This window comes from Asinibacterium sp. OR53 (genome assembly GCF_000515315.1).
Taxonomy (GTDB): Bacteria; Bacteroidota; Bacteroidia; order Chitinophagales; family Chitinophagaceae; genus Sediminibacterium.
Window position 1 is genome coordinate 2,374,998 of the sequence record NZ_KI911562.1, and the last position, 12,625, is coordinate 2,387,622.

Sequence of the window (12,625 nt, forward strand, 5' to 3'; positions counted from 1 at the left end):
AATATGAAAGCAATTATAGCCGAAAAACCAAGCGTAGCCCGTGAAATAGCCGCCCTGTTGGGAGCCACCGATAAAAAGGATGGCTACATAGCAGGTAACGGCTATCAGGTTACGTGGGCATTCGGGCATTTGGTCGGACTGGCAATGCCGGAAGATTATGGGCTATCGGGCTTCCAAAGGGAAGCCCTGCCCATATTGCCCAATCCTTTTTTACTGACGGTACGGAAAGTAAGAAAGGAAAAGACATACGTTCCCGATAGCGGAGCGGTAAAGCAGTTGAAAGTTATTGAACAGGTTATTGGTCGGTCGGATAGTATTATCGTTGCTACCGATGCCGGACGTGAGGGCGAACTCATTTTCAGGTACATTTATGAGTACCTGAAATGCAGTAAGCCCTTTCAGCGTTTATGGATAAGTTCATTGACCGAAAAAGCCATTAAGCAGGGTTTCGATAACCTGAAACCCGGAAGTGATTTTGACGGGTTGTACCGTGCCGGACAAGGGCGAAGCCAAGCCGATTGGTTGGTGGGCATTAATGCTTCGCAGGCATTGAGCATTGCAGGGCATGGTGTGTATTCGCTGGGGCGTGTGCAAACACCCACGCTTGCGCTTATCTGTAAACGTTATTTGGAAAACAAAAACTTTACTGTCAAAAAGTATTGGCAGATACAGTTAGAACACCGCAAAGAGTTTACGGATTTTAAAAGCCTTTCCAAAACCAAATGGGAAGATAAAAAGCTGGCAGACGATACGCTCAAATCCATTGAGCGTGCCGGAACTGCTACCGTTACCGCAGTAGAAACCAAAACCGTTACAGAGCAACCTCCGTTGCTTTTCGACTTAACAGGATTGCAAAAGGAAGCGAACAAAAGGCTGTTTCTGACTGCCGAAGAAACACTGAACATTGCCCAAAGCCTGTACGAAAAGAAACTGATTACCTACCCTCGTACCGGAAGCAAATACATACCCGAAGATATTTGGGCTGAAATCCCCGCTTTGGTAAGGTCATTGGAAGCAAGGGCTTCCTGTAAAGAAGCAGTTGGAAAATTGAAATGGGGTCGTTTCAATAAACGCATCGTGAATGATGTAAAAGTAACCGACCACCACGGTCTGCTCATCACCGAAACAATCCCCTCAACATTGCCCTTAAATGAAGAAGCTATTTACGACATGATTGCCCTGCGTTTGGTGGAAGCCTTATCACAAGCCTGTACCAAAGAAATAACAGACGTTTCATTACAGGCTTTGCATTATGATTTTTTGGTGAAAGGCAGTAAAATTATTGAAGCAGGCTGGCGTGGCATCAAAAGGAACTTTAGTGATGAAGATAGCGAGCCAGTACAGGAATTGTCGGAACTAAAAGCAGGCGATGAACTGAAAATTAAAACTGCCGAAGTGTTGGAGAAAAAGACCAAGCCGCCCGTACTCTATACGGAAGCAGATTTGTTATCTGCAATGGAAAATGCCGGAAAGGAAATAGCGAACGAAGATGAGCGTAAAGCTCTGCAAGGTATCGGCATTGGTACGCCAGCCACAAGAGCCGCCATTATAGAAACCCTTTTTAAAAGGGATTATATCAGGCGTGATAAAAAAACGCTCGTTGCCACAGAAAAGGGATTGCAGGTTTACGAAGCCGTAAAGAGTAAAAGGATTGCCGATGTTGCCATGACTGCCGAATGGGAAATGGCTTTACAAAAGATTGAGAACAACGAAGCCGATGCAACGGGCTTTCACCAATCAATGGAAGTCTATACTTCATCCGTAACGCAGGAATTGTTGAGCATGAACATAGCAAGCCATAATCATCCTGAACTGACCTGCCCCAAATGCAAAGCACGTAAACTGCTCATCCGGGATAAGGTTGTCAAATGCCCCGATGAGGCTTGTAACTGGCTTCAATACCGTAATGTGTGCGGTGTACAATTGAGCATTGCCGAAATCGAAAACCTTGTGAACAAAAGAAAGACCAGTCTTATCAAAGGCATGAAAAGCAAGGCGGGTAAGAAATTCGATGCTTTTATCATACTGAAAGATAACGGCGAAAGCTCTTTTGAATTTGATAATACCACAAGCAAAAAGAAATGAACAACAATATAATCATAAGCCAAAAGGATATAGAAAGCCTTATCTATGCGGTTCGGGGCAAACAGGTCATGTTTGACAAAGACCTGGCTCAACTGTATCAGGTGGAAACCAAAATACTGAACAAAGCCGTGAAAAGGAATATTGAGCGCTTTCCTGAAACATTCTGTTTTCAGTTGAGCGATGAGGAAAGCGAAACTTTGAGGTTCCAAATTGGAACCTCAAACGCCGGACGTGGCGGACGGCGTTATTTGCCCTACGTATTTACAGAACAAGGCGTAGCCATGTTGTCGGCAGTGTTGCGTAGCGATATAGCCGTGAAGGTGAGCATTGAGATAATGAATGCCTTTGTTGAAATGCGAAAACTGTTACTGGATAATGCCGGGCTGTTTTCCCGCATGGATAAAATTGAACTCAAACAGATTGAGGCAGACGGCAGGTTTGAGGAAATATTTAAAGCACTGGAGGGCGGCAAACTGCACAGTGAAAAAGGTGTTTTCTATGACGGGCAGATATTCGATGCCTATGCTTTTGTTTCGGGTATTATCCGAAGCGCACAAAGGTCTATTATCCTTATTGACAATTATGTGGACGATACGGTGCTTACGCTGCTGGGAAAGCGTGGGCAGACCGTATCTGCCACTATCTACACCAAAAGCATCAGCAATCAGCTACAACTCGATGTACAACGCTACAACAGCCAATACCCAGCTATAAATGTTCATCCTTTTGCCCATGCACATGACCGCTTTCTTATCATTGATGGAGCGGAACTGTACCACATCGGGGCATCATTAAAGGATTTGGGCAAGAAATGGTTTGCCTTTTCGAGAATGGACATTGAAGTAGGTAAAATGCTTCAGAACCTTTCTCCATAACACCCCCCTTTGAATTTTCAAGGGAGCACTTCAATAGAATTTCTTCTTTAACAACGTACTTGCTCTTACCAAGAGTATCAACACAGGAACTTCCACAAGTGGGCCGATTACGCCCACAAATGCCTGCGGTGAATGAATACCAAAAACGGCTATGGCTACGGCTATAGCCAATTCAAAGTTGTTTCCTGTAGCTGTAAATGCAATTGATGCATTTTTGTCGTAAGGAATATTTAAAGATTTACCAATAAAGAAACTCACGAAAAACATGAGTACAAAATAGATGATTAAGGGTATTGCTATTTTTACTACGTCCATTGGCAACTCTACTATTTTATCCCCCTTAAGACTGAACATTAATACGATGGTAAATAGTAAAGCATACAATGTAATGGGTGATATTTTGGGCGCAAATATTCTATTGTACCATTCTATCCCTTTTGATTTTACCAGTATGTAACGGCTTATAAATCCCGCCAAGAATGGAATACCCAAAAATATCAATACACTTTCCGTTACATCTTGAATGGATACACTTACATTGAAATTCGCTAAACCTAATTTATTGGGTAATATGTTGATGAACAACCAAACTAAGAAGCTGTAACTTATTATCTGAAAGATGCTGTTTAACGCTACCAGCAATGCCGTATATTCCCTGTTGGCTTTTGCTAAATCACTCCAAACAATTACCATTGCGATACATCTTGCCAAACCTATCAGTATTAAGCCTGTCATATAATCGGGTTCATTCCGTAAAAACAAAACGGCTAATCCGAACATCAGCACAGTACCAATAACCCAATTGAGCAATAAGGATAAGCCGATTACTTTTTTATCCTTTAATGCTTTCGGTAGTAATGTATAATCCACTTTTGCCAACGGAGGGTACATCATCAGTATTAAACCTATTGCTAAAGGAATGTTTGTAGTGCCTACGGCTAAAGCGTTTGTAACTTTTGAAATACCTGGAAAGAAATGCCCTAATCCTACGCCTGCCACCATTGCAAGAAATATCCATAAGGTAAGGTAACGGTCAAGAAATTTTAATTTTGGCTGCATTGGTTATCGGCTGATTTTTGAGAATATATAAAACATTTCGGTTGCAATCTGCAAACTTCTTTCGGCATATACCTTTGATTGCTCCGGTGTATTGTCTGAAATTTTAGGGTCTTCAAATGTAATGGGTATTCTTTTTTCTGCCCCAGCAATAAAAGGACAACCCCCATCTGCCTGCGAACAGGTCATGATAGCTGCAAACGCTGATACAGGGTTAAAAAGGTTATCATATTTTTTTGAAAAGCCAATTACGGGCAAAGCATTGGCACTGTACTTTATTGCATATACCGGATTATTGCTATCTACAATTTTGAAAATAGAGAAGCCCTGATTTGTCAAGGTTTCTGCTACTTTCGGAAACAATGCTGTTTCTTCCGTACCGCCCGAATAACAATATACATTTGGAATGCTAAAGTGTGCTGCCGCTACCTGCGCCCAAACTTGTGATAGATGGCTTCTGCGTGAATTGTGAGTGCAAATGAAATTTAGGTTTACATTTTCCCTGTTAATTACTTTTTGCTGTACAAAATCTATTAGCGGTTGTAACGTAGCTTTACGTTCTTCGTCAATTTTTTGATTAGCAATAATATTGTTTACCGTTTCTATTAAATCCTTATACATTTTAATTGGTTTTAGTATTTAGCAACAACCGGAATTTGGCGTGCAGCAAGATGTTTGATTTACTGGCAACTCGGATAAATTCTTCTTTTGTTTTTCAGACGGAATAACGCACGCATCTTGTGCCAAGCAAGCTGTTGTTTTGCTTTTTAGCACAAAAGTTTCTCCATTAAAATCCAAGTCATATTTTCCGATAGTGTCCGATTGATATTCTACCTCAATTTCAAAATCCTCAATACCTAATTTCTCCTCCGAAAGTTTAATAATGTTCAAAAGTTTGGCTGGCTTTAATCGGTGTTCATAGTCGTTAGCGTTCCAGAGCTGAAAATTGACAACCTTTTCATTTCTGATGGTTCCGCCACAGTCAATAAAATGTTTGGTAATAACACCTACTTCCGTAACGTGAAAGTGTTCCGGTACAAATGTGCCATTTTCCAAATGAAATTCGACATTGCCCAACGTTGGCAAGATTTCTTTGATTTCTGATAGCTTCATCGTTTTTTATTTAATTGTTATATTGCTTTATTGCGATTGATATGTTCAAAAAAAATGCTTAACAGCATTTATCAACTCCTACATTATCCACAAAGAAAGTATTGAGTTCCTTTTTAACCTGTTGCCAAACATTTTCATCAATACAGTAGCATACACTCGTACCCTCTATATTTCCCTTAATGATGCCAATGTTTTTTAATTCTTTTAAGTGTTGCGAAATTGTAGCCTGAGCCAATCCTAATTCCTCTACCAGGTCGTTACAGATACACGCATTCTGCTTGATAATGTATTGCAGGATAGCGATACGGGCAGGATGTGCCAATGCCTTTAAAGTAATGGCTAAACTGTTTTGTTGCTCTGTAAATATTTCCGTTTTAGTTACGCCCATTTGACAAAATTAAATACATCGCAATATTACGATAAATATTTTAAACCCAAAAATAGTTGTGAAAATTAATATCCGTTTCTACTTCTATATTCAACCGTCATCCGGTCAAAAACTGCCACCCAAAGCCAACTACTACCGCTTTGGGTGTGGCAGTTTATTGCCATAATACTTTAGCTACTCATTGAAAATTTTAAACAAAATCAATATGAGTACACAGCAAAAAGACCTCTCTTATTTTACGTTAAGGTTACAGGAATTATTAAATACCAGCTTCCCCGAAAAAGCAGACGACCAAAAGTTTGTCGAGCAACGTTCCAAGTGGGCGGCAAACGCCTACGAAGGTGCATTTAGTTCAGGAAACTCCATAGAGCAATGCGACCGTATCGCAGATTATATACTCTTTGAGGGGCTTCATTATTCCAAATTCGACACTGTTTTTCAAGTGGTCTGCAATGAGTTTAACAGCATTATGCTGGACGAGGAATTGCGCCCCTTTGCTCAAAAGATGCTGCCTGTCTGCGAACCCGTATTTGCAAAATATGTGCTGACAGATGACTTCGCCTATACCACCGACCACGACCTGCTCTATACGGAAATCACGGGAACCATAGCAATTCATATCGAAGACTATGGCATTTAATCAACGTGAACACCTGAAGCAGAATATCGAGGCGTTACGGGTCATGTTCAGGTTAGAGAAAGAAAAACGCCAAGCTACCGAAGCCGAACGGCAGCAACTTTTACAGTACAGTGGTTTCGGAGGACTAAAATTCATTTTAAATCCCGCAGAGCATCCGACAGATATAAAGCAGTGGAAAGATTATGAGCGGACGTATTTTGAGGAAACGCAGGAACTACACAGGGTACTGAAAGAAAATGCCAAAGACGAAAGGCAGTATAAACACTTTGTGGACAGTATGCGCAGTTCGGTACTTACGGCGTTTTATACTCCGCCCGAAATCATCAATACATTATCCGATGTATTCAAAGAAAATCGCATAGCGATACAAAAATTTTTAGAGCCATCGGCAGGTGTCGGTGGTTTTATCCAGTCTTTTACAGATAAAAACGTGCCGCAGGTTACGGCTTATGAAAAAGACCTGCTAACGGGCAAAATCCTCAAACAGATTTACCCTGACAGAAATATCCGTATAAGCGGTTTTGAAGAAATACCCGAAAGGGAGCTGAACAGCTACGATGTAGTTGCCAGCAATATTCCATTTGGTACAAGTGCGGTATTTGACCTTTCATATTCACGGGGCGATGACCCAGCAAGGGCACAGGCAGCAAGGGGCATCCACAATTACTTTTTCCTAAAGGGAACGGACACGCTACGGGATGGCGGTGTTCTCGCTTTCATCACCTCACAGGGTGTTTTGGATAGCCCAAGCAATAAGCCCATACGTGAGGCATTGATGGCAGCGCATAACCTTGTTTCGGTGGTACGGCTACCGAACAATCTTTTCATGGATTATGCCGGAACAGAAGTCGGCAGCGACCTTATCGTACTTCAAAAGAACATGGGCAAACAAGGTCTTACGGAATTGGAAAAAGACTTTTGTGATACGCTGCTCACGAAGCACAACGACCACGTAAACGCTTTCGTTCATTATACCGCCCCCGTTGTATTTGACGAAATCATACAATCTACCGACCTCTACGGCAAACCTTATACCGTCTATACACATAGTGGCGGTGTAGCTGAAATTGCAAAAGAAGCAAAGCAAATATTGTCTGCGGATTTTAAAGGCAATTTGAACCTGAACCTTTACAAAGGAATTGCGCCGGGTGAGCCTACGGTACAGCCGGATATTAGCCTGCCAACTAAACCGACACCAGTGCAGCCGGCTACCGGCATAGAAAAGAGCGAAACGCCACAACCCACGTTATTCAATTTTCCCAATCCTGCGGCAGCACAACCGAGAATGAACAAGGCACAGGACGGCATGACTGCGATAGCAGATCTGCCGTCAAAGCAGGAAGAAGTACAGTTGAGTTTATTCGACCTCTTTAACAGTACGCCACAGGCTGCCGTTCTTGCTCCATCGAAAAGGGTTAGGCGCAGACCAACCGTTACCAAGAAAAAGGCGGGCAATCGCCCGCATCAGCCGGGGTTATTTGATTATATACCTCTGCGCCTGCCAAAAGAGGAAACGCCGAAGCCCCCAGCCACGCCACGAGCAAACAAGCAGGCAACCGTAATGGGCGATTTGTTTTCGTCCGTTGGTATTAACAGCCGTGGTGAAATAGAAAAAATATCCAAAGACAAACCTGCTGTTCCTGCCAATGATAATGTACTCCCTGAACCTGCGCTATATTCCGGCGAACTGCAATCATTTCACCGAGATGATTGCCTTGTGATGGATAACGGGTTTGTTGGTTATTTGAGGGAGGTGGATATACCAAACGGTACGGCGGTCTTTAACCCGCTATCCTTGCCAGCCCATCAGAAAGCAAGAACCGAAGCCTATATAGGATTGCGGGATGCCTATCAGCAGCTTTACAATCAGGAAGCACAACACCATACCGAGTATAAGCAGGAACGGGAAACGCTGAACCGTCTTTATGATGATTTTGAAAAAAGGTACGGCAACCTGAACAGTGCCGACAATATCAAATTAATTAAGACCGACAGCGCAGGCAAGGAAGTACCATTTTTAGAGCGTGTGGTAGGCGGCGTAGTGCATAAGGCAGATATATTCCACCAACCTGTAAGTTTTTCTACAATAACGCTTACAACGGACAACCCCGATGAAGCGTTGGCGGCATCGCTCAATAAGTACGGCACGGTGGATTTGGGCTATATGTCGGAAATCAGCGGAATGTCCGGCGAAGATTTAAAAGATGCGCTGCATGGCCGCATCTTTTACAATCCTGTACAAAAGGAATATGAGATAGCCGAAAAATGGGTTTCGGGCAACGTGATTGAAAAAGCCGGAGAAGTGCAGGCATACCTTATCGGGCAACCCGATGACAAGGAAGCTGCTGCAAGCCTTAAAGCCCTCGAAGAAGCCAAGCCCCGCAGGATAGAGTTTGAAGAACTCGATTTTAACCTCGGTGAACGCTGGATACCTACGGGTATCTACAATCGTTTTGCTTCGCACCTTTTTGATACGGATATACGCATCCATTATTCTGAAAGTTCCGATGACTTTTCTATCAGTTGCGACCGCAAGAATATCCATATCACCGAAAAATATGCTATCAAGTCGGAAAGCCGGACGTTTGACGGCGTTACCCTCCTGAAACACGCCCTTGTCAATACCACGCCTGACATTACCAAAAAGGTAATAATAGATGACAAGGAAGTCAAGGTGCGGGATATGGAAGCCATACAAATGGCGAACAGCAAAATTGATGAGATACGCAGGGAATTTTCGGATTGGCTCTTTGCGCAGAACGATGAATTTAAGCAAAGGTTGACCGACAAGTACAACGACACCTTTAATTGCTTTGTCCGTCCGCAGTATGACGGCAGCCATCAGGAGTTTCCGGGGCTTGACCGTAAAGCGTTGGGCATTGAAGACCTGTACCCAAGCCAAAAAGATGCCGTTTGGATGATTAAGACAAACGGCGGTGCTATCTGCGACCATGAAGTTGGTGCGGGTAAAACACTCATTATGTGTACGGCGGCACAGGAAATGAAGCGTTTGGGTTTGGCGCACAAGCCGATTATTATCGGGCTAAAAGCCAATGTGCATGAGATAGCGGAAACCTACCGCAAAGCCTATCCTCACGCCAAAATTTTATATCCCGGCAAGGAAGATTTTACCCCGCAGAAACGCCTGCGCATTTTCGGCGATATTAAAAACAATGATTGGGATTGTGTCATTTTAACCCACGACCAATTCGGGATGATACCGCAATCACCCGAAATGCAAAAGCAGATTTTAGAAGCGGAACTGGAAAGCGTGGAAGATAACCTTGCCGCTTTGGAAGCGCAGGGCAAAGAAGTTTCAAGAGGAATGCTTAAAGGAGTTATTGTCCGAAAACAGAACTTGGAAGTAAAATTAAAAACACTGGAGCATGACATCGAAAACCGTAAGGATGATGTTGTGGACTTTAAAATGATGGGCATTGACCACATTTTTGTGGACGAAAGCCACCGTTTTAAAAACCTCATGTTTAACACAAGGCATGAACGTGTAGCGGGATTGGGCAATATGGCAGGCAGCCAAAAGGCGTTAAACCTGCTGTTTGCCCTCCGCACTATTCAGGAGCGCACAGGCAAAGACCTGGGCGCAACGTTTCTTTCGGGTACAACCATTAGCAACTCGCTCACAGAACTGTATTTGCTCTTTAAATACCTGCGCCCTCAAGCAATGGAAAAACAGGGCATCAACTGTTTTGATGCGTGGGCAGCCATATACGCACGTAAGACCACCGATTATGAATTTTCGGTGGCGAATAATATCGTATCGAAAGAGCGTTTCCGCTTCTTTATCAAAGTACCGGAACTGGCGCAGTTCTATTCAGAAATCACGGACTATCGTACCGCAAAGGATATTGGTATAGACCGTCCCGAAAAGAACGAAATACTGTACCATATTCCGCCCACGCCGGAGCAGGAGATTTTCATTCAAAAGTTGATGGAGTTTGCCAAGACGGGTAATGCAGAACTTTTGGGCAGACCTCCGTTAAGTGAAAGCGAAGAAAAAGCAAAGATGCTGATTGCGACAGATTACGCCCGTAAAATGTCGCTGGATATGCGGATGATTAGCCGGAAGTATGAAGACCACCCCGACAATAAAGCCTCGCACTGTGCGGCTAATATTGCCAAATACTACAACAAATATAGTGCGCAGAAAGGAACGCAGTTTGTTTTCTCCGACCTCGGCACGTATAAGCCCGCAGAATGGAACGTTTATTCGGAAATTAAGCGCAAGCTGGTAGAAGACCACGGCATCCCTGCACATGAAATACGGTTTATTCAGGAGGCTAAGAATGAGAAGCAGCGCAAGGAACTTATCAGGGATGTAAACGAGGGAAAAATACGGGTGCTGTTCGGTTCTACCGAAATGCTGGGTACGGGTGTGAACGCACAAAAACGGGCGGTTGCTGTTCACCATTTGGATATACCGTGGCGACCAAGTGACCTTGCCCAACGGGACGGCAGGGCTATCCGTAAAGGCAATGATATTGCCAAATTCTTTGCCGATAACAAGGTAGATATTTTCATCTACGCAGTTCAAAAATCATTGGATAGCTACAAGTTCAATACCCTGTATAATAAGCAGGTGTTTATTGAACAATTAAAAAGCAACAGCCTCGGTAAACGTACCATTGATGAGGGTGGAATGGATGAAAAAACAGGTATGAACTTCTCTGAATATGTGGCAATACTTTCGGGAAACACAGACCTTTTGGAAAAAGCGAAACTGGAAAAGCAGATAGCCGGGCTGGAAAGCGAACGGCAGGCGCACAACCGTTCCAAGCTGACTTCCAAATACAAGCTGGAAGATACCGTTGCCACGCTGGAAAATACACAGTCCCGTTTCGACCGTATGAGCCTCGACCTCGAAAACCTGCAACAGCGCATACAGAAAAACAAAGAAGGCGATGTACTCAATCCTGTGCAGCTTATCGGGCTATCACCCAATGCCGATGTAAAACAGATTGGGACAAAGCTCAACCAGCTTTCTGAAAAAGCCCGTACCGCAGGGCAGTATGAGGAAATTGGTACGCTGTATGGTTTTACGCTCTTGGTGAAAACGGAAGTTTCCCAAAAGGACGGTGTTGATATTAAGGATAACCGTTTCTTTGTTCAGGGTGAGGGCAATATCAAATACACGTTCAACAACGGTAAAATGGCGACCGATGCAAAAACGGCATCGCTCAATTTCCTGAATGCACTGGAAAAAATACCCGGTATTTTAGAACAGGAGCAAAAGAAAATCGCTGAACTACAAAAAAACCTCCCTGTTCTTCAGGAAGTGGTAAACGGCACATGGAAAAAAGAACAGGCTTTGAGCGACCTTAAAACGGAACTGGCGGCGGTTGAAAGGAAAATACAACTATCTATAAAGCCGGAAACCGATACGGAAGCGATACAGCCCGAAAAAGCCGAAAAACAAAGTCAGAATAATTCTGAAACGATTGTACGGGTTAAAGGTATTCATCTGCCAAGAGGGTTTTTATAATACGGATAAGGCTGAAAAAAGCAAACGGGGATCTGCAAGTCCCCGTTTACTTTTTTATCTCTATTGGGTAATATTATTTCTCATCTTGTTCGTCCATCTTCTTTAAAAGTCCATCCCGTAATTCATCGAGAAATTTTGTACGGTTTATTTTTCGGGTTCTCAATTCCAAATAGGTTTGATAAAAATTACCTAACTCAACATCAAACGCACTTTCAAAATATTGGGCTATTATTCTTATATCGCTGTTCCCATTGTCAAAGACACCCTGATAATGCAGCGCATAAATTAGTTCAATCATTGCAACTTTACTACCTGTCCAATTCAATTTTTCTGTGGATGCCGAATTACTGTCTTGGGTTTTGCTGTACAGTTGACCTTCGATATAAACCTGTATCAAGTCGTTGGCAATTATCTTAGCAACCTTATAATCATGGGAAGTGGAAAAGGTTTGGTCTGATTGGAAGTAGTAGGTGTCCAGCCACAGTTTTATATCGTGCTTGCCACGTACAAAAAAATTTTCATCAAGAAAAGAATTATTGCTACGATAATACTTATAGAAATCAAGATTATTATCAAAGAACCTTTTGAGTTTTTTCAGTTCTTTGTTAAGGTATTTTCTTATCGGCTTTGCTCCGTAAGGTTTCCGTGCCTCAATTTTGTAGATAGCATTGTAGTAAATCAGCTTTGCTATAATGGCTGGTTTCTGATATTTGAAAAAGTGTATTTCTTCCTGCACATTTTTAAACCCCGTCTTCAATACATATTCTTTCAATTCAGCAGTCTTGTGTAAAATAAGTTCAACTGCTTTTTCAGAGGAAGCTAAAACATTGCCTTGCTCGTATGTCAATTCTTTTATTTCTTCTTCTAACTCCTCCATGATTTTTCTATAAAATCCCGTCATTGACTTTCACTTTAGATATTAAAGACTTAATTATTCTATATATGCGGTTCAAATTTTCAGTTATCCC

The 12,625-nt window shown here is 42.7% G+C and carries 9 protein-coding genes; 4 read left to right on the forward strand and 5 right to left on the reverse strand.

The window, feature by feature from the left end:
• Positions 1–3: 3 nt before the first annotated feature.
• Positions 4–2,085 carry a type IA DNA topoisomerase gene (locus SEDOR53_RS0110550; RefSeq protein ID WP_026769694.1) on the forward strand — a complete coding sequence of 694 codons (2,082 nt, stop codon included), beginning with the start codon at positions 4–6 and terminating at the stop codon, positions 2,083–2,085.
• Complete coding sequence (locus tag SEDOR53_RS0110555; protein ID WP_026769695.1) at positions 2,082–2,960, forward strand: ORF6N domain-containing protein; 879 nt, start codon at positions 2,082–2,084, stop codon at positions 2,958–2,960. The genes SEDOR53_RS0110550 and SEDOR53_RS0110555 overlap by 4 nt, the downstream gene beginning before the upstream one ends.
• A 30-nt stretch (positions 2,961–2,990) precedes the next feature.
• On the opposite strand, the gene arsB is transcribed toward SEDOR53_RS0110555, so the two are convergent.
• Genes arsB through SEDOR53_RS0110575 form a run of 4 tightly spaced genes read right to left on the reverse strand, consistent with a single transcriptional unit; the run spans position 2,991 to position 5,517 of the window.
• Complete coding sequence (gene arsB / locus SEDOR53_RS0110560) at positions 2,991–4,019, reverse strand: ACR3 family arsenite efflux transporter (RefSeq protein ID WP_026769696.1); 1,029 nt, start codon at positions 4,017–4,019, stop codon at positions 2,991–2,993.
• 3 nt (positions 4,020–4,022) lie between these two features.
• Complete coding sequence (locus SEDOR53_RS0110565; RefSeq protein WP_026769697.1) at positions 4,023–4,637, reverse strand: low molecular weight phosphatase family protein; 615 nt, start codon at positions 4,635–4,637, stop codon at positions 4,023–4,025.
• A gap of 18 nt (positions 4,638–4,655) precedes the next feature.
• Entirely contained in the window at positions 4,656–5,129 is a 474-nt protein-coding gene (locus SEDOR53_RS0110570; protein ID WP_026769698.1) for a DUF6428 family protein, read from the reverse strand.
• Positions 5,130–5,187: 58 nt separating this feature from the next.
• Positions 5,188–5,517 (reverse strand): helix-turn-helix transcriptional regulator, encoded by a 330-nt coding sequence (locus SEDOR53_RS0110575; RefSeq protein ID WP_026769699.1) that lies wholly within the window; start codon positions 5,515–5,517, stop codon positions 5,188–5,190.
• A gap of 205 nt (positions 5,518–5,722) precedes the next feature.
• On the opposite strand from SEDOR53_RS0110575, the gene SEDOR53_RS0110580 reads away from it, so the two are divergent.
• Entirely contained in the window at positions 5,723–6,157 is a 435-nt protein-coding gene (locus SEDOR53_RS0110580) for a DUF1896 domain-containing protein (protein WP_026769700.1), read from the forward strand.
• The gene (locus SEDOR53_RS0110585; protein ID WP_026769701.1) at positions 6,147–11,657 is read left to right on the forward strand and encodes an N-6 DNA methylase; all 5,511 of its coding nucleotides are present in this window, start codon (positions 6,147–6,149) and stop codon (positions 11,655–11,657) included. Before SEDOR53_RS0110580 ends, SEDOR53_RS0110585 begins: the two co-directional genes overlap by 11 nt.
• 73 nt (positions 11,658–11,730) lie before the next feature.
• Here the strand turns inward: SEDOR53_RS0110585 and SEDOR53_RS0110590 are convergent, their stop codons facing one another.
• Positions 11,731–12,534: an RteC domain-containing protein gene (locus SEDOR53_RS0110590; protein ID WP_232214761.1), complete on the reverse strand. Its 804-nt coding sequence runs from the start codon at positions 12,532–12,534 to the stop codon at positions 11,731–11,733.
• Positions 12,535–12,625: the final 91 nt, after the last annotated feature.